A 23213-nucleotide genomic window follows, 5' to 3' on the forward strand; every position below is an offset into this window, starting at 1 on the left:
ACCGACGCCGTCGGATGACCGCCACCCCAACCGTTTTGCCCTCCCCCGCCACCTCCCCACACATGACAGACGCCGCGGACCTCGTCCTCCTCGACGGCGAGGTGCACACGCTCTGCGACCCCGACGAGACGCACGAGGCGATCGCCGTCCGCGACGGCCGAATCGTCCGCCTCGGCAAGTCCTACGACGTGCAGTTCCTCGTCGGCACCGAGACGGAGACAGTCGACCTCGGGGGCGACGTGGTCCTCCCGGGGTTCGTCGACGCGCACACCCACCTCGACATGGTCGGGCGGTCCCTCGTCCACGCGGACCTCGCGGACGCCGCGGGCCCCGACGACTGCGTGAATCGACTCCGCGAACGGGCGGCCGAACTCGGCGGCGACGACGCCGACGAGTGGGTCCTCGGATACGGCTACGACGAGAGCGCGTGGGCCGAGTCGCGGTACCTCACGCGCGATGACCTCGACGCCGTCTCGACGGACCGGCCCGTCGCCGCGTTCCGCGAGGACATGCACGTCGCCTCGCTGAACTCGGTCGCGTTGGACCGCCACCTGCCCGAGATGCCGGACGGAGACGTGCGATACGACGGCGACGACCCCACCGGCGTCGTCGTGGAGGAGGCCGTCGACGCGGTGTACGAGGCGGTGGAACCGGACCGGGCGGAGACGGAGGAACTCCTCCGTGCGGCGCAGGCGGCGGCGAACGAACGCGGCGTCACCGGCGTCCACGACATGACGCGCAACTCGGCGAAACCGGGCGTCTACCGCGACTTGGACCGGCGGGGCGACCTGACGCTCCGCGTCCGCATCAACTACTGGGCCGACCACCTCGACAGCGTGGTAGACGCCGGTCTGCGGACGAACCACGGGAGCGAGATGGTCCGCACCGGGGCGATAAAGACGTTCACCGACGGGTCGTTCGGCGGGCGGACGGCGAAACTCTCCGAACCGTACAGCGACGACCCGTCGGAGACGGGGTCGTGGGTCGTCGACCCCGACGAGTTGTCGGACGTCGTCTCGCGGGCCGACGCGCACGGCCTCCAACTGTCCGCGCACGCCATCGGAGACGAGGCGGTGCGTGCGGTCCTCGACGCGTACGAGGACTGCGACAGTCCGGGCGAGAGCCGACACCGCGTCGAACACGCGGAACTCGCGGACGACGAGGCGATTCGGCGGTTCGCCGAGTCGGGCGTCGTCGCCTCGGTCCAGCCGAACTTCCTCAAGTGGGCCGGCGAGGGCGGCCTGTACGACTCGCGCCTCGGCGACCGGCGGACGGAGACGAACCGCTACGCCGCCTTCGCCGACGCGGGCGTCCCCCTCGCGTTCGGGAGCGACTGCATGCCGCTGGACCCCCTCCTCGGCGTCCACCACGCGGTGAACGCCCCCGAAGCGGAGCAACGACTCGGCGTGACGGAGGCCCTCCGCGCGTACACCGCCGGCGCGGCGTACGCCGGGTTCGACGAGGACCGACTCGGAACCATCGAGGCGGGGAAGGCGGCCGACCTGACGGTGCTGGCCGAGTCGCCGTGGGAGGCCGACTCGATACGCGACATCGACGTCTCGGCCACCGTCGTCGCCGGCGACGTGGTGTACGAACGCGACGCGTAGGGCGTCGAACCCCTCCCCGACGGCGTCCTCGCGGGGGAGCGGCGGTGACCATCTCGCTCGCGCCCGCCGTCGCCGGCGGAAACACGGAAGTCGCCGCCGCCCGTCCGGGTCCGTGTGTACCGAGTGAACCGTCGGCCCGTCCGGGCGAACTGATGCCGGAGAGCCGATTCGACCCCGACGACGCGCTGGTCCCGGAGACGCCCGCGGGGTACGCCGAGCCGACGGCGTTCGAGTACTCGCTCCCGGTCCTGATGGTGCTGTCCGTCGCCCTCGTCGCCGTCGGGATACTGCTGTTCGGCTCGGTTCTGTGGGCCGTGCAGGGCCCCGCCGTCTTCGAGACGGTGTTCGACGTGCAGCAGACGGAGACCGGATTCACCCTCTCGCTCCGACTCGGACTCGCCGCGGGCGTCTTCGTCGGCACCGTCCTCGCCACCGTCGTGGTTCACGAACTCGTCCACGGACTCGCCTACCGGCGGTACGGCTACCGCGTCAGTTACGGCGTCGCGCCGTTCCTCGGCGCGGCGTACGCCTGCGCATTCCACCAGTTTCAGCGGCGCGAGGACGTCCTCGTCGTCACCGCGGCGCCGTTGCTCCTCCTCGACGCCCTCCTGCTCCCCCTCCTGTTCGTGCCCGTCCCCCTCCTCGCGTTCGCGGCGTTCGTCGCTCTCGTGTTCAACACCGCCGGCGCCGCGGGCGACCTGTACGCCATCGCGTCACTCCTCCGACGGCCCGAGGGGACGCTCTACTACGACAGCGACGTCCGCCACTCGTACGTCTTCGAACCGGCGTCGTGACGGTCCGGTCCCGGTCGTCGACGGGCGCCGCGACCACCTGCACCCGGTCAGCGGCCGACGTCCTCGGAACGGGCCGCGGACCCGTAGCGACCGGCACGGGGGTCGCCGGCGTCCTCGAACGGGCCGTTCGAGTGCGACTCCGCGCGGAACTCGAAGCGCGCGCCGCCCGACACCGCTTCGGTGACCGAGGCGGTCCAACCGTGCGCTTCGGCGATTCGCCGCACGATAGCGAGTCCGAACCCGGTGCCGTCGGGGTCCGTGGAGTACCCCGTCTCGAACACGGTGTCGCGGTCCTCGGCGGGGATGCCCGGGCCGTCGTCCTCGACGAAGAAGCCGTCCTCGAGTGCGCCGACGCGGACGGTGACGTCGTCGCCGACGTGTTCGACGGCGTTCGCGAACAGGTTCCCGAACAGGTCGTAGAGGCGCCCGACGTCCGCCTCGACGGTCAGGTCGCCCGTCTCCACCCGAAGCGTCGCGCGACTCCCGGTCACCGCCGTCTGCCAGGCGTGCGTCGCCGCGTCGCCGACGTGCGTCGAGTCGGGCGAGTCGACTATCGTGCCCTGTCGGGCCAACGAGAGTACGTCCTCGATGAGGCGGGCCATGCGACGGTGCGCCTGTTCCACCCGTTCGAGGTTGGCCCGCGCGTCGGCGTCGTCGACGGACTCCGCGAGGAGTTCGAGGTAGCCCTGCGCCACGTTCAGCGGCGAGCGAAGGTCGTGGCTGACGATGCCGGCGAACTCCTCTAACCGTTCGTTCTGCCGTTCGAGCCGTTTTCGCTGCGCCTTCTGCTCGGAGATGTCGACGGTGAACCCGACAAGGCCCACCACCGTGCCGTCCTCGTCGCGCCACGGTACCTTCGAGGTGAGGACCCAGTTGCCCGTCGCCGTCTCCACGTCGCCGTGTTCCTCGAGGAGGTGTCGCAGCGAGAACTTGTGCGTGTCCGAGGAGATTATCGGCTCCTCCTGGTCGAACAGGGGGTCGCCCGTCTCCATGATGCGCACGTCGTCCTCGTACGTCTCTCTGGACGACTCGTGGGGGAACACCTCGTAGTCGGTCTTGCCCAGGAACCGCTCGGTGTCGTCCACGTACGCCTCGCTCACGCGGACGTGCCGCCCCTCGCGGTCCTTCACGTACAGGTGCGCCGGCACCGTCTCGAAGATGGCGTCGAGGAGGCTTCGCTCGCGCGCCAGGTCGGCTTCGAGGAGGGCGTTCGTCGCGCGGGCGACGACGCCGCGGACGCGGGCGTCGAGGACCGTCGGGTCGGCGGCGTTTGCGGCCGGGACGAACTCGTCGGCACCCGCCTCGAACGCCGCCGCGGCGTCCGTCTCGCCGGCGGCGACGAACACGACGGGGACGGCGGAGTGGACCGAATCGAGGTCCGAGAGGGCGGCGGCACTGTCGGCGACGACGACGAGGCAGTCGAACTCCGTCGTCGCCTCGGTCTCGGCGGCGACGGGCGTGACGGCGAACCCCGACTCACGGAGTGCGGCGGCCGTCTCGTCGGCGTCGCCGACGAGGAGGACGGCCGGGTCGGCATCCGAGGGCGAGAGCGACCCGTCGTCGTCCTCGGCGCGTGCGGACCGCTCTCGGTCGGGTGCCATTCGTTCGGGAGAAGTATCACGAACGTCTACATCAATCTACCGGTGCGAAGGGCAATCTTCTCGTCGGCGGAGCGTGCACCTCCGGCGATGACACGAGCGTTCTTCGACCGTCTGGCCGACCGCATCGACAGCGTCGACAGCGTCGTCTCCGTCGGCCTCGACGCCGACCGGTCGCGCATCCCCGACCACCTCGCGGACAAGGACCTGCCGCAGTGGGCGTTCAACCGCCGCATCATCGACGCGACGCACGAACACGCGGCGTGTTACAAGCCGAACGCGGCGTTCTACGAGGACGGCGACGGCTGGCGGTCGCTCCGGGAGACCGTCGCGTACGCCCACGGGAAGGACGTGCCCGTCCTCCTCGACGCCAAGCGGGCCGACATCGGCAACACGACCCGACAGTACGCGAAACTGCTGGACGAGGTGGACGCCATCACCGTCAACCCGTACATGGGCAGAGACTCCCTGCAACCGTTCCTCGACCGGTCGGAGAAGGGCGTGTTCGTCCTCTGTCGCACCTCGAACCCGGGCGGCGAGGACCTGCAGGACCTCGAACTCGCCTCGGGCGAACGCGTGTACGAACGCGTCGCCGCCCTCGCGGACCTGTGGAACCAGCACGGGAACGTCGGCCTCGTCGTCGGCGCGACGGCCCCCGAGGAGTTGGAGTCGATTCGCGAACAGGTGCCGGACCTGCCGTTCCTCGTTCCCGGCATCGGGGCGCAGGGCGGCGACGCCGAGGCGGCCGTGGAGTTCGGCCTCGCCGACGGCGTCGGCCTCGTGAACTCCTCGCGCGGCATCATCTTCGCCGGCGAGGACCGCGGAGAGGCGTTCGCGGGGGCCGCCGGCGACGCGGCGCGTCGGCTCAAGCGCCGACTCAACCGGTACCGCGACGCTCAGTAGACCAGTCCGACGCTGTACAGGTGGTCTCGAAGGACGTCTTCGTCCGGGAACCGCCGGTCGCAGGCGGGACAGTCGTGACCGTCCGCCGCATGGTCGCCTGTCGCGTGGTCACCCGTCGCGTGGCCGTCCGCGTCGTGACCGTCCGTCGTCTCGTTCACGTCGGAGAGACGGCGCCGAGCGGGGTAGCCGTTCCGCCCGTCAGATGCGGTGAAAGTCGTCCTCGTCCACTTCGTCCGTGGTGGGCGAGACGTCCCGCTTGCCCGACGTGTCCGCACACCGGACGCAGAGACCGCTGGTCCGGTCGAAGTGCTCGTCACAGACCGCCGTCCCGCACTGCGTACAGGTGTGTTTCGCCTCGCGCGACTCGCACACCTGACAGAGTCCTGAGAGGCTCATACCGGGAGTTGGCGCGGCGGGTATCTACCTCTTGGGGGCGGCGGTTCGTCTCCCGCGGCGAGACGCTTACGGTGTTCCGAACCTAACTCCGACCGTGGACCGGGATACTCTGGTGTTGGGCCTCGCCGCGGTGTTCGCGGGCATCTCCATGCTGCTCGTCGTGCTCGGCTTCGCCTACCAGCTGTTCCTCCTCGTCGTCGCCGTCCCGTTCGTCGTCGCCACCTACCTGATGTGGGACCACGCCAGCGGGCGGTTCGAGGCGCGGATTCGAGAGGGGCGGACCCGACGACGGGCGCGTACGGGGCCGAACGACGCCTCGCGCGGCCCGAACGACTTCCGGGGGTTCGGTCCGGGCCGCCGGGCGGCCGCCGGCGACACCGGGGGCGCGGGCGGACGCCGAACCGACCGGCGTTCGCGCCGGGCCGACCCCTCGACGACGAACCGGCCGTCGGTGCGGGACGCGTATCGGACGCTGGGGCTGGACCCCTCCGCGACGGCGTCGGACGTGAAGGACGCCTACCGTCGCAAGGTCAAGGAGGTACACCCCGACACCGATTCCGGCAGCGAGGAGGCGTTCAAGCGGGTGAACCGCGCGTACGAACGACTCTCCGACTGAGCGCCGCCCGACGCGCGCGGACCGGTCGTCCTCTCCAGCGAGAGTCGTGGCTGTCTCTCTCACGCCACCGCGAATTTCGAACGCTCGACTCTATACGCGGGGTATCTCTACTGTGATAACGAAACTCATGCACGGAAAGGGTTTTAGTCGGTCCTCTCATATCCGCGCCCATGAGCGCTGACCGGGCCGCTCTGCACGAGGCCCTCGAGCGCGGCGAAGAGGAAGGCGGAAACATCGAGTTCAAAGAGCGACTCTCCCGCGCCGTCCACCTGGCGGACGGCCGCCTCGAGAGTCTGGCCGCTCAACTCCGACACCGGGTGCTCTCCGGCGACGGCACGGCGACGTACGTCGTCGGCGTCACCGACGACGGCGGCATCGCGGGCATCTCTCCCGACGCGTTCTCCGAGTCCATGGACGTGCTCTCCATCCTCGCAGACGAGGCCGGCGCGCACATCGAGGACGTGGAGACGTGGGGCGTCGGCGAGTCGCCGTCCCGCGGCCTCGTCGGCGTCGCGACGGTGACAGAGGGCACCGCCCTCGACGCAGACGACGACCACATCGTCGTCGGCACGGCGGGTCACGTCGACCACGGCAAGTCCACGCTCGTCGGCTCTCTGGTCACCGGACAGGCCGACAACGGCGAGGGGAGCACGCGCGGCTTCCTCGACGTGCAACCGCACGAGGTCGAACGCGGCCTCTCGGCGGACCTCTCGTACGCCGTCTACGGCTTCGGCGACGACGGCCCGGTCCACCTCCGCAACCCCCACCGCAAGTCCGACCGCGCCCGCGTCGTCCAGGAGTCCGACCGCCTCGTCTCCTTCGTCGACACCGTCGGTCACGAACCGTGGCTCAGAACGACGATTCGCGGCCTCGTCGGCCAGCGACTCGACTACGGCCTCCTCGTCGTCGCGGCGGACGACGGCCCGACGAAGACGACGCGCGAACACCTCGGCATCCTCCTGGCGATGGAACTGCCCACCGTCGTCGCCATCACGAAGGTGGACGCCGTGAGCGAGGACCGGGTGCAGGAGGTCGAACGCGAGGTCGAACGCCTCCTGCGCGACGTCGAACGCACCCCCCTCCGCGTCGAACGCCACGGCGTCGAGGCGGCCGTCGAGGAGATAAGCCCCTCGGTGGTCCCCGTCCTCCGGACCAGTGCGGTGACGATGGAGGGCCTCGACCAGTTGGACGCGTTCTTCCAGCGCCTGCCGAAGACCACCGCCGACGCCCGCGAGGACTTCCGGATGTACATCGACCGGACGTACTCGGTCACCGGCGTCGGCGCCGTCGCCTCCGGAACCGTCAACTCCGGCAGCGTCGAGGCGGGCGACGAACTCCTCGTCGGCCCGATGGCCGACGGGTCGTTCCGCGAGGTGGAGGTGCGCTCCATCGAGATGCACTACCACCGCGTGGACCGGGCGAAGACGGGCCGCATCGTCGGCATCGCCCTGAAAGGCGTCAAGGAGTCGGAGATAGAGCGCGGGATGGTGCTGCTCCCCGCCGACGCCGACCCCACGCCCGTGCGGTCGTTCGAGGCGGACGTGATGGTGCTGAACCACCCGACCCGCATCCGGGACGGCTACGAACCGGTCGTCCACCTCGAAACCGTGAGCGAGGCGGTGGTCTTCCACCCCGACGGCGGCCAACTCCTCCCCGGCGACACGGGGGAGGCGACGGTGGAGTTCAAGTTCCGCCCGTACCTCGTCGAGGAGGGCCAGCGGTTCGTCTTCCGCGAGGGGAGTTCGAAGGGCGTCGGCACCGTCACGGCGATTCACGAGGACTGACGCGGCGTCGCCGCCGCGGACCGACGCCGAGCCGTCCGCACATCTCGTTCGGTTATCAGAGACTGTAATCTGTTCTGAAAGCTTTTGTCGCTCCCGCCGAGAGGCCACCCATGGAACTGAGTGGGTACGCGTTCGGTCGGGTCTGCGACGTCGAACCCGACCGGACCGACAGGGGAGTCGTCGACGTGCACGTCCCGCAGTCCGACTACGACAGGCGCGACGAGAAGGCCGTCCACGACTACGGCTGGGGGCCGTTCTGCTCGTTCGGCGTCCCCGACGACGGGACGCACTGCCCCGGCGTCTACGCCATCGCCGTCGAGGACGACGTCGTCTACGTCGGCGAGACGAAGGACCTCTACGAGCAGTTCGCCAACGGCTACGGCCGCATCTCCCCGGCGAACTGCTTCGCGGGCGGCCAGCAGACCAACTGCCGACTGAACACGGCCATCTTCCACGCCGCCCGCGCGGGCGACCGTGTGTCGCTGCACCTGCACGCGACGGACGACTTCGGCGGCACCGAAGAGGAGAACCGGGCGCTCCGCCGCATCATCAAAGACGACCTGGTGACGGCGCTCGACCCCGCCTGGAACAAGGGGAACGGAACCGCCGAGACCGGGGCGTCCGAGGCCGAGACGCCAGCCGAGGGGGCCGAACGCCCGGCGGCCGAGACGGAGGCGCGAACGACCGAGAGAGAGGCGCGGCCGACCGACGCCGGGTCACCGACGACCGACGCCGACCCGTCGACGCCCCGTCCGTCCGTCGACGGGACGGAGTCGGAGTTCGTCCCCGCCGCGCCCGAAGCGGAACGGACGGGGTCGGCCCGGTCGACGACGGAGCGTCCGGAGGCGAGCGAGCGTGCCGAGACGACCGAGCCCTCGACGCCGCTGGAGCGACCGGAACCGACCGAGTGCGGGACTGCGGACCGCGCTGAACGCTCGGAGCGGCCGGTGGACGCCCCGGCCGACGACGCCGAGGCCGACGAGTTCGCCGAACTGCGCGCCTACCTCGCGGACCACGAACACGACCGAATCGAGCGGACGTTCGCGGACCTGGAAGTCGTCCTCGACGGCCACCTCCCGACCGAGGCGCGGCGGTGGCAGCGCTGGTGGACGAACGACGAGTCGTCGCACCCGCACTCGCGAGCGTGGCTTCGAGCGGGATACGAGGTGGCCGAGGTGTCGCTGCCCGAGGGCCGCGTCGTCTTCGAGCGTCGCGAACGCGACGGGACGGGTTCGGCGTCGGTCGAACGGCCGCCGGTCGGCCGCGTCTCACCACGGCGGCGGGAGTAGTCCCGCCAACCCGTCGAGTCGGTGGTCGGCGCTCGCCGTCGCCGCGTCGGCGTCCGGGGGCGACGCCGGAATCCACACCGAGCGCAGACCCGCGGCGGCGGCCCCGCGCACGTCGGACTCGACGGAGTTCCCGACGTGGACGGCGCGTTCGGGCGCGGTGTCGAGTCGGTCGAGCGCGACGCGGAACGGTTCCGGGTCCGGTTTCGGCGCCGTCTCGTGCGCCGCGTACACCACCGTCTCGACGATGTCACCGACGCCGCTGGCGTCGACTTTCTTCGACTGCGCGTCCTTCGGGCCGTTGGTGACGACGCCGACGCGGTAGCGGTCCGCGAGCGTTCGGAGGACGCGTTCGGCCTCCGGGAGCAGTTCGACGTTCCGGTGGTCACGCGACGCCGCGAAGGCGTCGGCGACCCGTCGCCCCACGTCGGGGTCGTGACCGCGCGCCTCGCAGATGGCGGCGAAGCAGTTCCGGCGGAGTTCGGCCATCGGCGTGTCCCAGTCGGCGAACTCGTCGAACCGGTCGTAGTAGGCGTCGACGGGGAACAGCGGTCCCACCCCGCACGCCTCGAACGCCTCGGACAGCACCGTCGCCGTCGACCGGCGGTACCGGACGAGCGTGTCGTCGAGGTCGAACAGGACGGCTTCGACGGACGAATCTGTCACACGACCACGTCGGACTCCCGTCGGACGAACGTTTCGGTCGGGTCGCGCGGTCGGACGACCGCCGGCGGTGCAGGGCGTCGGCGGTGCCCGACCACGCCACGGCGGCGCGGCGTTTAACCGGTACGACGCCTATCCCCCCGACATGGTGTCGCTCGCCGCACTCTCGCTGGTCGTCCTCCTGGCGGGGACGGAGCTCCTCTTCAGCGGACTGGACGCGTTGAACCTCAGACACGGCGCTCGCGCGGTCCGCGAGTCGGAGGCGTGGGTTCGCGAGCAGTTGGGGGTCGACTCGCCCGACCGGATGCTGGCGTACCAGCGTGCGAAGACGGTGCTGTCGCGCGCGCAGTCGTGGCTCGGCGTCCTCGCCGTCCTCGCCGTCGTCCTCTCGGGCCTGTTCGGCGACGTCGTCGGACTGCTGGTCGAGACGGGCCTGCCGACGGTGCTGCAGGGCGTCGTCCTCCTCGTCGGCGCGGTGGTGCTCGTCCGTCTCCTCGGCGCGCCGTTCGACCTCTACGAGACGTTCGTCGTCGAGGAGCGGTTCGGCTTCAACAACCAGACGCCCGGACTCTGGCTCCGGGACTTCGTCGTCGGACTCCTCGTCACCGTCGTCCTCTCGGGCGTCGTGGGCGGCGTCGTCCTCGCCGTCGTCGACGCCCTCCCGACGCTGTGGCCCGTCGCCGGGTGGGTCGTCGTCGTCGGGTTCTCGCTCCTGATGATGGTCGTCTATCCGCGCTTCGTCGCGCCCCTGTTCAACGACTTCGACCCCGTCGAGTCGGGACCGCTCCGTGAGGCCGTCGAGGACGTGTTCGACCGCGCGGGGTTCGAGTGCGAACAGGTGTACGAGATGGACGCGAGTCGGCGCTCCTCGCACTCGAACGCCTACTTCGTCGGCTTCGGCGAGACGAAGCGCGTCGTCCTGTTCGACACGCTGGTCGAGCAGATGGACCGCGAGTCGGTGCAGGCGGTGCTGGCGCACGAACTCGCCCACTGGAAGCGCGGTCACATCTGGAAGCAACTCGGCGCGTCGGCGGTCCAGATGGGCGTCGTGTTCGCCTTCCTCTGGTGGGTCACCGCCTCGCAGTGGGTGTACGCGGCGTTCGGACTCCCGACGGTGACGTACGCCGCCCTCGCCGTCGGACTGCTCTACGCCGGCCCGGTGCTGTCGCTACTCGCCCCCCTCACCAACCGCCTCTCGCTGGCGCACGAACGCGAGGCGGACGACTTCGCCGCGCGGACGATGGGCGAGTCCGAGTCGATGACGCGAGCCCTGACGACGCTAGCCGGAGAGAACCTGAGCAACCCGTTCCCGCACCCGTGGTACGCCGCGTTCCACTACTCGCACCCGCCGATTCCCGAGCGCATCCGGCGGCTGCGTGACCGCTCCAGCGAGCAGAGTCGCGACGCCGACGACCCAGTCGGTCCGACGAGCAGCACCTGACGCCGGCGCTGCGAGTCAGCCGTCGTCGTCGACCGCGACGTACCCGTTCGCTCGCTCCTCGGCGAACCCGAGCAACACGGCCCAGTCGAGGAGCCGCCCCACGCGTTCGGTCCACACGTCGCGCCAGTTCTCCGCGGCGCGGTGGTGTTCCCAGACGGGCACCCGGTCCTCGAACCCCTCGAACACCTCGGCGACCGTCTTGGGGTCGTCGTCGAGGAGCGCCACCACGTCCGAGGCGCCGTAGACGCGGCGGTGGAAGGCGTCCCGCAGGTGCGCTTCGGTGGGGTCGGTCCGCCGGCGAACGAAACTCCCGTCGTCCGTCTCGTCGGCCAACTCCAGCGCGCGCAGGAACGTGAGCCACGTGCGGGCCACGTCCCGGCTCTCGAAGTCGAGTCGGCGCATCAGGCGGGCGCAACAGTCGTCTTCGGACCCCGGGACGAGCGGAACCGCGCGCTGTGCGTCCGCGACGAAGTCGAGCGTCGACGGCGGTTCCGGGACGAGTTTGAACTTCATCCGCTCACGACTCGACGCCGAACGACTCCGCGAGGAGGTCCTCGTTCGTCTCGCCGAAGACGCGCGTCGGTCCGTCCACCACGTCGACGGTGACCTTCGCGGGCGCGAACACCGTCTCGGGGATGTCGTAGAAGTCCCAGTCGGCGTCCTCGAATATCTGCTCGAACGGCGTGCCGTACTCGTCGGCGGCCGTCGATGGCACGTCGGCGAAGTGCTCGGAGTCCTCCGTGACCGTGAGGTGGACTTCGCCGCCGTACGCGAGGGCGTCGTTCGTCCGACCCATCGCCACGCCCTCGTCGTAACTGACGGGCGCGACGGGGGCCGAGCCGATGGCCGACAGTATCTTCCGGGGGTCGTAGCCGAGTTCGAAGAGGCGGAAGACGGCGAGTTCGGGCGCGCGCGCCGCCGTCGAGACGCTCCCGGCCATCGACCCGGTGGCGTACGTCGGCAGGAAGACACCGCTGGGTTCGACGCCCGCCTTCTCGGCGACGTGTTCGGCCACCTCGTCGCCCGGCAGTTCGATGCTCTCGATTCCGAGGACGGTCAGGTCGAACTCGTCGAAGTACTCGACCTGGTGGAACTCGTCCTCCTCGGCGACGAGGGCGCGGGCGGGTCCGGAGCCGAGGCCCTCGAAGCCGGACTCGAAGGCGAGTTCCCACCCGGCCTTCTGCGAGCACAGGAGGGCGAGTGCGGGGTGGTCGGTCTGGAGTTCGACGCGCGGGCGGGGCGCACCCGCCACCTCGTCCATCTCGGCCTGAACCGTCGCGAGGCCGGCCGTCTCTATCTCCGCGAGGAGCAGTCCGGCCTCGATGCCGCCCTCGGCGTTCACGCCGAAGTCGAGGGCCGTCGCCCCCGAGTCGAGTTCGTACACGTCTATCCGGAGTTCGTCGGCGAAGTCGATGGCCTCGTCCACGAGTTCGATGGCCATGCGATTGATGGAGTCCATGGACGCGGGTTGGTCGTCGTCTCGTAAAGACGTTGGTAGTCTCGGGACGGCGTGCGGCGGCGTCTCGGTCGTTTTCCGACCTGTCGGCAAGAACGACACGATATCCAGAATGGCTCTGCAGCACTTGTCCGCACTCGTGCGTCCGTCTCAGAGGTTTTGTGATTTCTCTTAACAGAGATTCATCGCCTTCTCTGTCAGTCGATAGCGGTAGGCTTGGTTGAGAAAGACGATTCGACCGTACTCTTCGGACTTTGTGACCTCAGCAGACGACTCGATTGCATCGACGGCCGCGTTGAGGCGATCGACAGGGTCCCCCGAGTAGAGAAATTCAACGACTCGCTCTGGTGCGACGTCGAACTCTGCGGCCAATATACTCCGGATCGTCCGTCCTGCCCCGTCGGCAAGTGCGACTGACGGCGCTGACACTGCTGTCTGTGGACCACTGAGTTCGGCTGCTTCGTCGCCGAGTTCGACCGATTGAAGCTCGTCGTCGATATGTGCCACGAGCGCGTCGAGGTTTTCGTCCGCCTCTTCGGTCACACGGCCGTTGACGATTTCGTCGATTCGTTCGCTAATTGCGAATACGTTCGGCCCGGGAGGTGTGGTGGCCTCGAGAATACCGAGGTCGACGAGGTGATCGAGAACCGTCTTGGGCTGATACTCGAGCTCAAGCTCCAACTCGTCGAGTAACTCGGCTCGTTTGATTCCTTCGTGGTCCGGATCGATTCCGGCCTGATGGAACGCTTTTGCGGTTTCAACCTGATCGTCTGTGCTGTGAGTTCCACCCTTCCGGTCCTCGATATACTGCTCTAAGCGGCTGTAATTCGCACGTTCGTCCGACGGTCCGATAGTCAGGGCGTCGGCGACGTTCGACGGGAGTTCCGGACGCGGTGCATCGAGGTGACGCTGGGATTTTTCGGAGAGGCGCGTATTGTCGTACAACGCACGAGCAATCGGGAGACCTCTCAAATAGTTGTATTCCGTGAGTATCTCAACCCCGTATTCGGTCAGACCATAGAACTGCGACGGAAGCTCCCGCGAGTCCTCGTTCGGTGGATGCTCGTAGCGTTCGATGATATCTGCCTCCCGGAGAACCTGCAACTGGTCCCGAATCGCCGCTTTGTTTTTCGGGATCATGTGTGCCAGTTCATCGAGCGACGGCAGGTGTGCCGGATGACCGAGGATATACTGTAACACCAGATGGCGGGTCTCCTGAGATAACAACTGGTATATCTGCCGCTGCTCCTCGAACGGATCACGCTTGTCTGCGGCAGGCGCGTCGCTCATCCTTGTATAGGAGTTCCCGGGAGAGTGCAAAACAGTTTGGGTCGACCAATGTGGTTATACAGAGAAAAACCAAATTGGTCAGTAATATATTTGAGGCGGCGGAGTGCAGAGAGGACCATGACTGACTCGGGGCCTCCGGCCGACCCTCGTGAGATCTTCGAGAACGTGGACGAAGCGCTACAAGGACTCGAACTCGAACCTCACGAGACGTCTCAGATACTGAGCTTCGCCAACGACGAGGTCCCCCACCTCCAGACGCCCGAAACATCGTATTTCATCCTCGGGAGCTACCGAGATCCGTATATTCGGCGGTTGCGAATCGTCGAAAACGAGCTGAACAAACGACTTGGAACGTATCCGTTCCTCATGGGTGACCTCCGCGAAATCGATCTCGACCGCCTTCCCGTGTTTCGGATTCGATTCACACTGTTAGCCGCGTACACAGACTACATCGTCGCAGTATACGAACAGGGAGCAGGTGGAGAGGTCACCGAGCTCGGCAAGATCAGCACGACACCGTACTTCGAAAAGTCGTTCGTTCTTCCGCGCGACTACACGTGGATGACCGACAAACAACTCGAGAGCCCAGCTGACGTCCTCACAGCTGCGATAAATATCCGATTCAACGACGATCTCGACGAGGTATCTGTCGAAGAGGAGTTAGAGTCGCTACTTACACAGGCACAACAGAACGGGATCGAGATATCCCGACAGGATATCGACGAGCGGCTCCAGACGAGAGAGCAGGCCGAGGAAGAGGCCGTCTCGTATAGCTGGGTTCACCTGAACGAGTTTCGACTGTTCGAACTCCACAATCAGTGTCTACCGTGGTCCGACCCGGACGAACTGCGGGAGATTACCCAAGAAGTCCCGTAAAACAACTCCCACTCTCGAACAAGAGCGACGACGCCTATCCGCTTCGTTCCTTCTTTGCTTCCCGGCCGAGGTGTTCCTCCACGGCGTCTACTTTGTCCCGCGCGCGTTGGTCCGACGCCCGCTTGTCGTCTATCTTCAGGAACGTGCTCACCCTGTCGCCCTCGACGGCCTTGTGCGCGGCGGCGACGGCGTCGAGCAGCGTGTCGACGTCGTCCGCCTCTATCACCGTCCCCATCGGGTTCGTCTCGTAGGAGACGTCGAAGTCGTCCAGCGCGGCGACGGCCTTCGCAACTTCGCCCGACATGCTGTCCTCGACGACCGGTGCGACGCTCAGCATCGCGATGACTGTCATACGAGTCCCCTCGCACGCCGGCGAAATAGTCGTACCGTCGGTGCGCGCCGACTGCCGCCACCGTCGGCGGGCGTCGCCGACCCACGCCACGTCCCCGCCGGTGCTGCTTTTCGTGCTCCCCGTCGTACCGTTCTCTATGTCTCTCCCCTCGCTAACTGCGGTGCCGCGCGTCGAACGGAGCGTCTCCCTCCTCCGAGCGCTGGTGCACGAGGTCCGAACCGAGAAGCTCACGTTCATGGCCGGCAGCATCGCCTACCACGCGTTCGTCTCGTTGCTCCCGCTGTTCTTGCTGCTCCTCGCCGTCGCCGCCACGCTCGGTAACCAGACGCTGGACGACAGCGTCCGGACGCTGGCGGGCGTCGTCCTCACCGAGGGGACCCGCGACGAGTTCTTCGCCGAGGCGACGGCCGCCAGCCAGTCGGCGGGCGTGTCCCTGTTCGGCGGCGTGGTCCTCCTGTGGGGGACGCTCCGCATCTTCCGCGGCCTCGACACGGCGTTCTCCGACATCTACGAGTCGGAGGCGTCGAACACGTTCGGCGACCAACTCGGCGACGGCGTCCTCGTCCTCGTCACGTTCGCCGCCGTCCTCGTCGTCGGCTCCGTCGTCGACGACGCCGTCGCCCGCCTCGTCGCCGGGAACGTCGGGTGGGCGGTGAGTCGCCTGTTCCTGATTCTCGGGTTGGCGTTCGCGCTCTATCCCATGTACTACGTCTTCCCCGACACCGACGTCGGCTTCCTCGAAGTGGTCCCGGGCACGCTCACCGCCGCCGTCGGACTCACCGTCTTCGAGTCGCTGTTCGGCGTCTACACCACCTACTCCAGCGCGTCGCCCGAACGGAGCGTCGTCGCCGGCATCCTCGTCCTCCTGACGTGGCTCTACTTCAGCGGTCTCGTCGTCCTCCTCGGTGCCGCCGTCAACGCCGTCCTCTCGAACCGGAGTCGAGACGTGAACGTCGAACCGGTGTTCGGCGGCATCCCGCCCGAGGAGAAGCGCCACAACGGGGTCGAACGGGACGAACTCGTCGCGGCCGTCGAGACGCTCGAACGGCACCTCCGCGACGCCGAGGACGTCGCCGTCACCGTGGACGGCGAGGAGATTCCGATTCCGGTCCCGGACCGCGTCGTCACCGACACCGAGTCGCTCCGCTTCCTCCCGGGCGGAGCCGTCAGCGTCGAACTGCGGTGGTCGCCTCGCGACGAGTGACCCACGTGGCGGGGAGTGTGCGGTGACGACGGGCGAGAGCGGAGCGACTACGCTTAAGCCCTCAGCGAGCGTCTCTCCGTCATGGCAACGAACTCCCGAGCGACGGCGACGACCGAGACTGCGAGAACCGACCGACCGACCCGTCCCGCCACGATAGACCGCGTGCCGGCGGTCACCGACCCCGCGACGAGTGCGACGACGGCGTCCCGCGCCGTCCCCCAACTCACGGAGGTCCGAAACCGCCGACTGGCCGACGGCTACTTCGGCGAGTCGTTCCTCGTCTGGCGCTGCCTCGACTGCGGCGAGACGGGGTCGCTGGACGCGTTCCCGACGTACTGCCCGGACTGCCGCGCCGACCGCGAGTCGCTGTTCTACTGGGTCGAAGACTGACCGCCGACGGCCGGCCGAGCGCCCGTGTTTCTCTTATCCCCCGCCCTCTCCCGGTGTCCGCTCCTCGGCGCGCCACGACGCGAGCGTCTCGTGGACGCCGAGGACGAGTGCGGGGACGACGACCATGAACAGGTGCTCTTCGAGAGGGATGCCGAACAGTTCGGCGCCGGTTCGGAGCGGGATGGCGAAGACGCCGACTTCGAGCGTGTACCAGTCCCAGAGGTAGGCGACGGGGTAGACGGCCGCGACGGTCACGGCGGCGCGTCGGAGGGCGTTCGCGCGGGCCAGCAGGCCGAACGCGACGGCGCCGAACACCACCTCGGTCGCGAGGTAGGTGTAGCCGCCGAGGACGCCGATGTCCGGGAGCGGAACGGCGGCCAGCGGTCTGAACCAGACCGCAATCAGCAGTAGCGCGAGGAAGACGTACGTTCCGCGGACGAGGAGCATCGTCGCCAGCCTCGGCGACGCGCCGCGGGCGGCGACGGCGACCAGTCCGAAGGCGACGGCGGCGACAAGCGCGAACGGCGGGAACAGGCCGTCGCCCGTCAGGAGGAGGACGGCGACCATCCCGGCGCCGAGGAGGGCGTGGGCGAACCGGCGGGCGCGCCGCGGTCCGAGGACGACGGCGACGGTGCGCTTGTCGATGCTCGCGTCGTAGTCGTGGTCCTTCGCGTCGTCTATCACCTTCACGCCGGTGAGGAGGACGAAGAAGACGAACGCGTACGCCAGCGGTTCGGGCGCGAGCGCCGCCGTCTGGACGTAGTAGCCGCCGACGATGGCGAGGGCGATGCCGAACGGGTAGCCGGCGGTGGCGGTGACGGGGTTCGTGTCCAACTGCGGCGCGTGGAGGTAGCCGACGAACCACGTCGGCAGGGTGACGAGGACGGCACCGACGCCGACCATCTGCCAGAGGGCCACGAGACACAGGAGGAAGCCGACGCCCGCGGCGACGAGTCCGACCCGGCATCCGCGTCTCGTCATCGGGTGGTCGTCGTCCTCGCCGCGGACGTAGAAGTCCACCAACCCGTCCTTCACGTGCGCGGTGTAGACGGCGCAGAACATCGCCGCCACGTGGACGAACGCCGGGCCGAACGCGACGCGTCCGGCCACGACGGCGCCGAACAGCGAGGACGCGAGTGGCGGCAGCATGAACACTGGATGCACCTGCGACGCCAGCGCCCTCGCGGCGTGTCCCGGTCCCGCCCCCCGGCGAGAGAGAGCCATACGTTCGCATGGGATGCCCGATAGTTAAGTTACGTTGCGTTACGAAATAATATGTTCTACGAGTGAATTTCCCGTTAGACGACTTGATGGGCGCACGTTCGGGACACTAGCTGGACTCACCGCCCGGCCGCGCGAACGCGAACGGCTTTTTCGGACCGGTGCCGAACGCTCGGTATGTACCTCTCACATCCGGTGCGGCGGATGCGCGACGACCCGTTCGCCGACCAGACGGCGACGCTCGTGGTCGAACTCGACGCGGCCGACCGGTCGGACCTGGACGCGACGCTGGACGAGGTGGACGGCGCCTTCGAACGCGAACTGCAACTGGGCTCGTACCTGGTCTCGATGCCCGAGACGCAGGTGGACGCGTTCTGCGAGATGGACGGGCTCGCGCGCGTCGAGACGGCGAACACGCTCGGGTTGGCCATCGACGACGGCGAGTAGACGCCCCCGGCGTGCCGTCACAGGACTACGCCGGCGACGAGGAGAGGGAGTCCGAGGGCGATAGCGCCGCCCACGAGGCGGGCGTAGCGTTCCTGCTTCCGCCTCGCGCCCCGCGGGTCGTCCTGCCACTCCCGCGACGAGACGTAGTTGCGCGCGGTGCGGGAACAACGTCGGATACGCGCCGACGAGGAGGAGGAACAGCCCGCCGAAGACGAACGCCGGTTCCACGGCCGGTCGAACGCGGACGTCGCCGAAAAAGTTGGAGACCACGGTCCGACGGCGCGACGATATGCACCGCTCGCAGTGTGAGCGTCAGAGAAGTGCGCTGGCTAGGAGTTCACCGAGCGAAGCGAGGTGAACGTCGGCGAGGCTCCGCCTCACCGGGATTCGAACCACGGTCGCTCCACTCCCTGATTCAAATCCCAGGGGCTTACACACCGAAACTCACGAGTACCGCGGCGCGACGAGACGCGCCGCTCACAGTGTGAGTTTCGGAGAAGTGCGCTGGCTGGGATTTGAACCCAGGTTGTGACCATGGCAAGGTCACGTGATACCACTACACTACCAGCGCGCGTCGCCGACGCGTCCGAATCGCGTCACTCGATTCGATGCGACGACGGTACAAATAACACACGAATTCGAGCCTCGCGTGCGCGCGAAGGACTCAATTGCGGACCCACTTCACGACGGCGGCGGCGACGGCGCCGACGAGCATGAGGAACGACCCGACGATGAACAGCCAGACGCCGAGTCGTTTCAGCGCCTCGTACAGGAACATGATGCTCCCGACGAAGAAGAGGACGTTGCCGAGGATGCCCAGCGTCGTGTGAATCCACTCGTACTCCTCGAAGAAGGCTCTCAAGACGTCTTCGTACATGCCGTGTTCGCACCCTCCGTGTCACCGTCGGTCCGGCGGTTTGAACTGCGTTGTGGCAGTTTCGGGGCGTCGGGGTCGCCGGCGAAGTCGGAGCGACGTTCGCACCGGACGGAGACGCACCGCTCGACGGGAGGAGGTTCGGAGAAGTGCGCTGGCTGGGAGTTCACCGAGCGAAGCGAGGTGAACGTCGGTGAGGCTCCGCCTCACCGGGATTTGAACCACGGTCGCTCCACTCCCTGATTCAAATCTCAGGGGCTTACACATCGAAACTCACGAGTACCGCGGCGCGACGAGACGCGCCGCTCACAGTGTGAGTTTCGAGAGAAGTGCGCTGGCTGGGATTTGAACCCAGGTTGTGACCATGGCAAGGTCACGTGATACCACTACACTACCAGCGCGTGTCGCGGTCTGTAACTGCATTACTTCGTAACGCGAGGTCGATTGATAAGACTTGCGAATCGGAGCAAATCGGGAGATGGCGTGGGGACGAACCCCACGGCCGACGACGGAAACCGGTCGGTGAACGAGAACGACGGACGGCGGCGTGGACCCTAATCACGACGGGGCAATCGCTATCCAGACGTGTCCTCTACGGGAGCGTATGAATCTGGAAACCCGCGTCCGCGAACTGGTCGGAGACGGTGACGCCGAGGCGGCGAACCAACTGATTCGGGCGGCCATCAGTTGCGGCACCGACGCCGACTACCGGTTCGAGGACGGGCGGATTCGCGTCTCCCACCCGGCGTACGTGGGGACGCACGAGGTACACCGGCGACCCATCGGCGGCGTTCGTATCGTCTCCCGCGGCGAGTATCGGTTCGTGGGCGAGTCCGGCAGCGTGGCCGTCGAACTGGAGGCGGTGAACTCGCAGGCGGTGCAGTTCGGTCGCGAGCACGTCTCCGAGTCGGCGCTGGCGGACGCGGAGGGGCCGTCGACGACGACGGACGGCCGGGGCGAACTCGTCCCCTCTCGGTAACGCGCCGAGCGTCCGACCGGGCGACGAATCGTGGTGACGAACCACACGGTTGCGCGAGCGCGAATCTCCCGTTCGCGAGGGTGTTACGCTCTCACAACGCCAGCTATCATTCGCTACCCTTTTAGGGAGGCATCCGGTACAAGCGATACAGTCTAGACGCGACGATGAAGGGACCGGTATGACACTCAGCGTACTCGTACCGTCCTCCCTCGTCCGGGAAGCCGAGGACAAACGCGAGGCGACTCGCAAACTCGGCTACGTCGCCCGCGCGGCGACGGTGTTTCGGGCGGACCGACTCGTCGTCTTCCCCGACCGGGAAGGCGAACGTCGGCTGGGAGGAACGTTCGTCGAGACGGTGTTGCGATACGCCGCCACGCCACCCTACCTCCGAAAGGAGGTGTGGGGGCACCGCGACGAACTGGAGTACGTGGGCGTCCTTCCGCCCCTCCTCGTCTCGTCTACGACCGGCTCCGAACCGGACGGTTCGGGGTCGTTACAACAGGGAATCGTGACCGAGGTCGGACCTGACGGCCGCGTTCGGGTCAATTGCGGACTGCAACACCCGATCTCCCTCTACACCCCATCGGATATGGCGGTGTCGGAGGGGGAGCGCGTCGCCATCAGGATCTCTTCGCGAGAACCGGTCCGTGCGCGGATCGTCGACGAGCCCGTTCCGGGCTTCGACGTGTCCCGTTCGGACCTCGAGGAAGCGCTCGACCGCGCCGACGCGGGCGTCACCATCGCGACGTCTCGCTTCGGCGAGTCGCTGACGGTGCCGAAACTGGCGGATCTCTCCCCCCGTCTCGAACGGGACGGAGCGACCGTCGTCTTCGGCTCGCCCGGTCGTGGGCTTCCGGACATCCTCGGCGTCGACGCCGAGGAAGTCACAGTCGAACCCTCCGACGGTCCGGGGTTCGACCTCTGGCTCAATACGATTCCGCGACAGGGCAGCGAGGTGGTGCGAACCGAGGAAGCGATGTTCGCCTCCCTCGCGTCCCTGACACTCACGGAGTGAACACATGCCACAACCAAGCAGACCACGTAAGGGTTCGATGGCCTACAGCCCGCGCCAGCGCGCGGCAAAAGAGGTCCCCCGCATCCGGTCGTGGCCCGACGACGACGGGTCCCCCGGACTGCAGGGGTTCGCTGGCTACAAGGCAGGGATGACCCAAGTGATGATGGTCAACGACGAAGCCAACTCCCCCCAGGAAGGGATGGAGGAGGCCGTTCCGGTGACCGTCGTCGAGACCCCGCCGATGCGAGCTGTAGCCGTTCGAGCCTACGAAGATACGCCGTACGGTGCGAAGCCGCTGACGGAAGTGTGGACGTCGGAGTTCGTCGAGAACCTCGACCGAACGCTCGACCTTCCGTCCGAGGACACGTTCGATGACGACGCAGACGACCTCCGTGCCGCCGTCGAGGCGGGCGAGGTCGACGACGTGCGCGTCATCACGCACACGGTCCCGGCTTCGATGAAGAACATCCCCAAGAAGAAGCCCGACGTGATGGAGACTCGCGTCGGCGGTGGCTCCCTGCAGGAGCGCTCGGACTTCGCCCTCGACCTCGTCGAAGAGGGGGGCGAACACTCGATGTCCGACGTGTTCCGCGCGGGCGAGTACCTCGACGCCGCGGGCGTCACGAAGGGGAAAGGAACGCAGGGCCCCGTCAAGCGGTGGGGCGTCCAGAAGCGGAAGGGCAAGCACGCCCGTCAGGGCTGGCGGCGCCGCATCGGTAACCTCGGCCCGTGGAACCCCTCCCGCGTCCGTTCGACCGTCCCGCAACTCGGTCAGACCGGCTACCACCAGCGGACCGAACTCAACAAGCGCCTCATCGACATCGGCGACGGCGACGACGCCTCCGTCGACGGCGGCTTCGTCGGCTACGGCGAGGTCGACGGCCCGTACGCGCTCCTGAAGGGTTCGCTCCCGGGGCCGGACAAGCGGCTGCTGCGGTTCCGCCCGGCCATCCGGCCGAACGACCAACCGCGCCTCGACCCCGAGGTGCGCTTCGTCTCTACCGCATCGAACCAAGGATAAACCATGCAGGCAACAATCCGAGACCTGAACGGCGACGACGCCGGTACGCTCGACCTCCCCGAGGTGTTCGAGACGACGTACCGTCCGGACCTCATCAAGCGTGCCGTCCTCGCCGCGCAGGCAAACCGAAAACAGGCGTACGGAGCCGACCCCTACGCGGGGATGCGAACCCCGGCAGAGTCGCTGGGGAGCGGTCGCGGCATGTCTCACGACCCGCGTGAGAACGGTCGCGCCCGCCGCGTTCCCCACGCCGTCAGCGGCCGGAAGGCGCACCCGCCGAAGGCCGAGAAGGACCTGGGGAAGGAGATAAACGACAAGGAGCGCAAACTCGCCGTCCGCTCGGCGCTCGCCGCCACGACGGACGTCGACCTGGTCGCCGAACGCGGCCACCGCTTCGACGAGGACCTCGAACTCCCCCTCGTCGTCTCCGACGACTTCGAGGACCTCGTGAAGACGAAGGAGGTCGTCGACCTCCTGCAGTCGCTCGGCGTCTACGACGACATCGAGCGATCCGAGGACAACAAGAAGGTTCGCGCCGGACAGGGCAAGGCGCGCGGACGCAAGTACAAGCGTCCCAAGTCCATCCTGTTCGTGACGAGTTCGGAGCCGTCGAAGGCGGCTCGGAACCTCGCGGGCGTCGACGTCGCCACCGCGGCGAACGTCAACGCCGAGGACCTCGCGCCCGGCACGCACGCCGGTCGCCTCACCGTCTTCACCGAGAGCGCCATAGAGGAGGTGGCCGACCGATGAGCGTCGTACACCACCCCCTCGTCACGGAGAAGGCGATGAACCAGATGGACTTCGACAACAAGCTCCAGTTCATCGTCGACCTCGACGCCACGAAACCCGAAATCGTCGAGGAACTCCAGTCGCGCTACGAGGTGTCCATCGAGAAGGTGAACACGCAGGTCACCCCGAAGGGCACCAAGAAAGCAACCGTCCGTCTGAGCGAGGACGACGACGCGCAGGAAGTCGCCTCGCGCATCGGGGTGTTCTAACA

At 67.8% G+C, this 23213-nt stretch carries 26 protein-coding genes and 2 tRNA genes; 16 read left to right on the top strand and 12 right to left on the bottom strand.

All coding sequences use genetic code 11. The features are described 5' to 3' along the window. The first annotated feature begins 62 nt into the window (after nucleotides 1–62). Both BM310_RS12620 and BM310_RS12625 read left to right on the top strand, forming a co-directional pair. Nucleotides 63–1607, top strand: coding sequence for an amidohydrolase (locus BM310_RS12620; RefSeq protein ID WP_089808232.1), 1545 nt, complete (start codon nucleotides 63–65; stop codon nucleotides 1605–1607). 152 nt (nucleotides 1608–1759) lie between these two features. After that, nucleotides 1760–2401, top strand: a complete 642-nt coding sequence (locus BM310_RS12625; RefSeq protein WP_089809223.1) for a DUF3267 domain-containing protein — start codon at nucleotides 1760–1762, stop codon at nucleotides 2399–2401. Nucleotides 2402–2448: 47 nt separating this feature from the next. Here the strand turns inward: BM310_RS12625 and BM310_RS12630 are convergent, their stop codons facing one another. Continuing rightward, a complete protein-coding gene (locus BM310_RS12630; RefSeq protein ID WP_089808233.1) occupies nucleotides 2449–4002 on the bottom strand; it encodes a sensor histidine kinase in 1554 nt (517 codons plus the stop codon). Nucleotides 4003–4089: 87 nt separating this feature from the next. On the opposite strand from BM310_RS12630, the gene pyrF reads away from it, so the two are divergent. Further along, nucleotides 4090–4902, top strand: coding sequence for an orotidine-5'-phosphate decarboxylase (pyrF, locus tag BM310_RS12635; RefSeq protein ID WP_089808235.1), 813 nt, complete (start codon nucleotides 4090–4092; stop codon nucleotides 4900–4902). Here the strand turns inward: pyrF and BM310_RS21420 are convergent. Together BM310_RS21420 and BM310_RS12640 are read right to left on the bottom strand one after the other, a co-directional pair. After that, nucleotides 4896–5060 (bottom strand): hypothetical protein, encoded by a 165-nt coding sequence (locus tag BM310_RS21420; protein WP_177232610.1) that lies wholly within the window; start codon nucleotides 5058–5060, stop codon nucleotides 4896–4898. The genes pyrF and BM310_RS21420 overlap by 7 nt on opposite strands. Before the next feature lie 40 nt (nucleotides 5061–5100). After that, complete coding sequence (locus BM310_RS12640; protein WP_089808237.1) at nucleotides 5101–5298, bottom strand: hypothetical protein; 198 nt, start codon at nucleotides 5296–5298, stop codon at nucleotides 5101–5103. Nucleotides 5299–5392: 94 nt separating this feature from the next. On the opposite strand from BM310_RS12640, the gene BM310_RS12645 reads away from it, so the two are divergent. The 3 genes from BM310_RS12645 to BM310_RS12655 all read left to right on the top strand — a co-directional run bounded on the left by BM310_RS12645 (nucleotide 5393) and on the right by BM310_RS12655 (nucleotide 8987). Further along, on the top strand, nucleotides 5393–5914 hold the full coding sequence (locus BM310_RS12645) for a J domain-containing protein (protein ID WP_089808239.1): 522 nt from the start codon (nucleotides 5393–5395) through the stop codon (nucleotides 5912–5914). A 170-nt stretch (nucleotides 5915–6084) separates the two neighbouring features. Continuing rightward, the gene (locus tag BM310_RS12650; protein WP_089808241.1) at nucleotides 6085–7698 is read left to right on the top strand and encodes a GTPBP1 family GTP-binding protein; all 1614 of its coding nucleotides are present in this window, start codon (nucleotides 6085–6087) and stop codon (nucleotides 7696–7698) included. Between the two features lie 110 nt (nucleotides 7699–7808). After that, nucleotides 7809–8987 carry a GIY-YIG nuclease family protein gene (locus tag BM310_RS12655; RefSeq protein WP_089808243.1) on the top strand — a complete coding sequence of 393 codons (1179 nt, stop codon included), beginning with the start codon at nucleotides 7809–7811 and terminating at the stop codon, nucleotides 8985–8987. Here the strand turns inward: BM310_RS12655 and BM310_RS12660 are convergent. Next, entirely contained in the window at nucleotides 8967–9650 is a 684-nt protein-coding gene (locus BM310_RS12660) for an HAD family hydrolase (RefSeq protein WP_089808245.1), read from the bottom strand. The genes BM310_RS12655 and BM310_RS12660 overlap by 21 nt on opposite strands. Before the next feature lie 142 nt (nucleotides 9651–9792). On the opposite strand from BM310_RS12660, the gene BM310_RS12665 reads away from it, so the two are divergent. Further along, on the top strand, nucleotides 9793–11088 hold the full coding sequence (locus BM310_RS12665; protein WP_089808248.1) for a M48 family metallopeptidase: 1296 nt from the start codon (nucleotides 9793–9795) through the stop codon (nucleotides 11086–11088). A gap of 15 nt (nucleotides 11089–11103) precedes the next feature. Here the strand turns inward: BM310_RS12665 and BM310_RS12670 are convergent, their stop codons facing one another. The 3 genes from BM310_RS12670 to BM310_RS12680 form a co-directional block, all read right to left on the bottom strand. Further along, nucleotides 11104–11601: a hypothetical protein gene (locus BM310_RS12670; protein WP_089808250.1), complete on the bottom strand. Its 498-nt coding sequence runs from the start codon at nucleotides 11599–11601 to the stop codon at nucleotides 11104–11106. 4 nt (nucleotides 11602–11605) lie between these two features. Next, on the bottom strand, nucleotides 11606–12547 hold the full coding sequence (gene mch / locus BM310_RS12675) for a methenyltetrahydromethanopterin cyclohydrolase (protein WP_089808252.1): 942 nt from the start codon (nucleotides 12545–12547) through the stop codon (nucleotides 11606–11608). A 168-nt stretch (nucleotides 12548–12715) separates the two neighbouring features. Next, on the bottom strand, nucleotides 12716–13834 hold the full coding sequence (locus tag BM310_RS12680; RefSeq protein WP_089808254.1) for a helix-turn-helix domain-containing protein: 1119 nt from the start codon (nucleotides 13832–13834) through the stop codon (nucleotides 12716–12718). 117 nt (nucleotides 13835–13951) lie between these two features. Here BM310_RS12680 and BM310_RS12685 point away from each other — a divergent pair, with 117 nt between their 5' ends. Continuing rightward, nucleotides 13952–14710, top strand: a complete 759-nt coding sequence (locus BM310_RS12685; protein ID WP_089808256.1) for a hypothetical protein — start codon at nucleotides 13952–13954, stop codon at nucleotides 14708–14710. Nucleotides 14711–14744: 34 nt separating this feature from the next. Here the strand turns inward: BM310_RS12685 and BM310_RS12690 are convergent, their stop codons facing one another. Continuing rightward, complete coding sequence (locus BM310_RS12690) at nucleotides 14745–15062, bottom strand: MTH1187 family thiamine-binding protein (RefSeq protein ID WP_089808257.1); 318 nt, start codon at nucleotides 15060–15062, stop codon at nucleotides 14745–14747. 136 nt (nucleotides 15063–15198) lie between these two features. Here BM310_RS12690 and BM310_RS12695 point away from each other — a divergent pair, with 136 nt between their 5' ends. Then, nucleotides 15199–16266, top strand: a complete 1068-nt coding sequence (locus BM310_RS12695) for a YihY/virulence factor BrkB family protein (RefSeq protein WP_089808259.1) — start codon at nucleotides 15199–15201, stop codon at nucleotides 16264–16266. Between the two features lie 81 nt (nucleotides 16267–16347). Continuing rightward, complete coding sequence (locus BM310_RS12700) at nucleotides 16348–16656, top strand: hydrogenase maturation nickel metallochaperone HypA (protein WP_245778490.1); 309 nt, start codon at nucleotides 16348–16350, stop codon at nucleotides 16654–16656. A gap of 33 nt (nucleotides 16657–16689) precedes the next feature. Here BM310_RS12700 and BM310_RS12705 read toward each other — a convergent pair whose 3' ends face one another. Further along, complete coding sequence (locus tag BM310_RS12705) at nucleotides 16690–17880, bottom strand: lycopene cyclase domain-containing protein (protein WP_089808261.1); 1191 nt, start codon at nucleotides 17878–17880, stop codon at nucleotides 16690–16692. Nucleotides 17881–18054: 174 nt separating this feature from the next. On the opposite strand from BM310_RS12705, the gene BM310_RS12710 reads away from it, so the two are divergent. Beyond that, on the top strand, nucleotides 18055–18324 hold the full coding sequence (locus tag BM310_RS12710; protein WP_245778491.1) for a hypothetical protein: 270 nt from the start codon (nucleotides 18055–18057) through the stop codon (nucleotides 18322–18324). 500 nt (nucleotides 18325–18824) lie between these two features. Here BM310_RS12710 and BM310_RS12715 read toward each other — a convergent pair. From BM310_RS12715 to BM310_RS12725, 3 genes are all read right to left on the bottom strand, one after another. Continuing rightward, nucleotides 18825–18895: transfer RNA gene (locus BM310_RS12715), tRNA-Gly, on the bottom strand. A gap of 93 nt (nucleotides 18896–18988) precedes the next feature. Next, nucleotides 18989–19201: a YrhK family protein gene (locus BM310_RS12720; RefSeq protein WP_089808265.1), complete on the bottom strand. Its 213-nt coding sequence runs from the start codon at nucleotides 19199–19201 to the stop codon at nucleotides 18989–18991. A 327-nt stretch (nucleotides 19202–19528) separates the two neighbouring features. Next, a tRNA-Gly gene (locus BM310_RS12725) sits at nucleotides 19529–19599 on the bottom strand. Nucleotides 19600–19802: 203 nt separating this feature from the next. On the opposite strand from BM310_RS12725, the gene BM310_RS12730 reads away from it, so the two are divergent. From BM310_RS12730 to BM310_RS12750, 5 genes are all read left to right on the top strand, one after another. Beyond that, entirely contained in the window at nucleotides 19803–20177 is a 375-nt protein-coding gene (locus tag BM310_RS12730) for a hypothetical protein (protein WP_089808267.1), read from the top strand. Nucleotides 20178–20355: 178 nt separating this feature from the next. After that, entirely contained in the window at nucleotides 20356–21192 is an 837-nt protein-coding gene (locus BM310_RS12735; RefSeq protein ID WP_089808269.1) for a putative RNA uridine N3 methyltransferase, read from the top strand. Nucleotides 21193–21196: 4 nt separating this feature from the next. Beyond that, entirely contained in the window at nucleotides 21197–22213 is a 1017-nt protein-coding gene (locus tag BM310_RS12740) for a 50S ribosomal protein L3 (protein ID WP_089808271.1), read from the top strand. A gap of 3 nt (nucleotides 22214–22216) precedes the next feature. Then, nucleotides 22217–22963 carry a 50S ribosomal protein L4 gene (rpl4p, locus tag BM310_RS12745; RefSeq protein WP_089808272.1) on the top strand — a complete coding sequence of 249 codons (747 nt, stop codon included), beginning with the start codon at nucleotides 22217–22219 and terminating at the stop codon, nucleotides 22961–22963. Then, nucleotides 22960–23211 carry a 50S ribosomal protein L23 gene (locus tag BM310_RS12750; RefSeq protein ID WP_089808275.1) on the top strand — a complete coding sequence of 84 codons (252 nt, stop codon included), beginning with the start codon at nucleotides 22960–22962 and terminating at the stop codon, nucleotides 23209–23211. The genes rpl4p and BM310_RS12750 overlap by 4 nt, the downstream gene beginning before the upstream one ends. The last annotated feature ends 2 nt before the right edge of the window (nucleotides 23212–23213 follow it).

The organism is Halogeometricum rufum, from assembly GCF_900112175.1.
GTDB lineage: Archaea > Halobacteriota > Halobacteria > Halobacteriales > Haloferacaceae > Halogeometricum > Halogeometricum rufum.

Bases quoted from the DNA above. Each gene is read 5' to 3' on its own strand.
- BM310_RS12620 (WP_089808232.1), top strand. From the start codon at position 63: ATGACAGACGCCGCGGACCTCGTCCTCCTCGACGGCGAGGTGCACACG.
- BM310_RS12625 (WP_089809223.1), top strand. From the start codon at position 1,760: ATGCCGGAGAGCCGATTCGACCCCGACGACGCGCTGGTCCCGGAGACG.
- BM310_RS12630 (WP_089808233.1), bottom strand. From the start codon at position 4,002: ATGGCACCCGACCGAGAGCGGTCCGCACGCGCCGAGGACGACGACGGG.
- pyrF (WP_089808235.1), top strand. From the start codon at position 4,090: ATGACACGAGCGTTCTTCGACCGTCTGGCCGACCGCATCGACAGCGTC.
- BM310_RS12640 (WP_089808237.1), bottom strand. From the start codon at position 5,298: ATGAGCCTCTCAGGACTCTGTCAGGTGTGCGAGTCGCGCGAGGCGAAA.
- BM310_RS12650 (WP_089808241.1), top strand. From the start codon at position 6,085: ATGAGCGCTGACCGGGCCGCTCTGCACGAGGCCCTCGAGCGCGGCGAA.
- BM310_RS12655 (WP_089808243.1), top strand. From the start codon at position 7,809: ATGGAACTGAGTGGGTACGCGTTCGGTCGGGTCTGCGACGTCGAACCC.
- BM310_RS12665 (WP_089808248.1), top strand. From the start codon at position 9,793: ATGGTGTCGCTCGCCGCACTCTCGCTGGTCGTCCTCCTGGCGGGGACG.
- BM310_RS12670 (WP_089808250.1), bottom strand. From the start codon at position 11,601: ATGAAGTTCAAACTCGTCCCGGAACCGCCGTCGACGCTCGACTTCGTC.
- mch (WP_089808252.1), bottom strand. From the start codon at position 12,547: ATGGACTCCATCAATCGCATGGCCATCGAACTCGTGGACGAGGCCATC.
- BM310_RS12680 (WP_089808254.1), bottom strand. From the start codon at position 13,834: ATGAGCGACGCGCCTGCCGCAGACAAGCGTGATCCGTTCGAGGAGCAG.
- BM310_RS12685 (WP_089808256.1), top strand. From the start codon at position 13,952: ATGACTGACTCGGGGCCTCCGGCCGACCCTCGTGAGATCTTCGAGAAC.
- BM310_RS12690 (WP_089808257.1), bottom strand. From the start codon at position 15,062: ATGACAGTCATCGCGATGCTGAGCGTCGCACCGGTCGTCGAGGACAGC.
- BM310_RS12695 (WP_089808259.1), top strand. From the start codon at position 15,199: ATGTCTCTCCCCTCGCTAACTGCGGTGCCGCGCGTCGAACGGAGCGTC.
- BM310_RS12700 (WP_245778490.1), top strand. From the start codon at position 16,348: ATGGCAACGAACTCCCGAGCGACGGCGACGACCGAGACTGCGAGAACC.
- BM310_RS12705 (WP_089808261.1), bottom strand. From the start codon at position 17,880: ATGGCTCTCTCTCGCCGGGGGGCGGGACCGGGACACGCCGCGAGGGCG.
- BM310_RS12710 (WP_245778491.1), top strand. From the start codon at position 18,055: ATGTACCTCTCACATCCGGTGCGGCGGATGCGCGACGACCCGTTCGCC.
- BM310_RS12720 (WP_089808265.1), bottom strand. From the start codon at position 19,201: ATGTACGAAGACGTCTTGAGAGCCTTCTTCGAGGAGTACGAGTGGATT.
- BM310_RS12730 (WP_089808267.1), top strand. From the start codon at position 19,803: ATGAATCTGGAAACCCGCGTCCGCGAACTGGTCGGAGACGGTGACGCC.
- BM310_RS12735 (WP_089808269.1), top strand. From the start codon at position 20,356: ATGACACTCAGCGTACTCGTACCGTCCTCCCTCGTCCGGGAAGCCGAG.
- BM310_RS12740 (WP_089808271.1), top strand. From the start codon at position 21,197: ATGCCACAACCAAGCAGACCACGTAAGGGTTCGATGGCCTACAGCCCG.
- rpl4p (WP_089808272.1), top strand. From the start codon at position 22,217: ATGCAGGCAACAATCCGAGACCTGAACGGCGACGACGCCGGTACGCTC.
- BM310_RS12750 (WP_089808275.1), top strand. From the start codon at position 22,960: ATGAGCGTCGTACACCACCCCCTCGTCACGGAGAAGGCGATGAACCAG.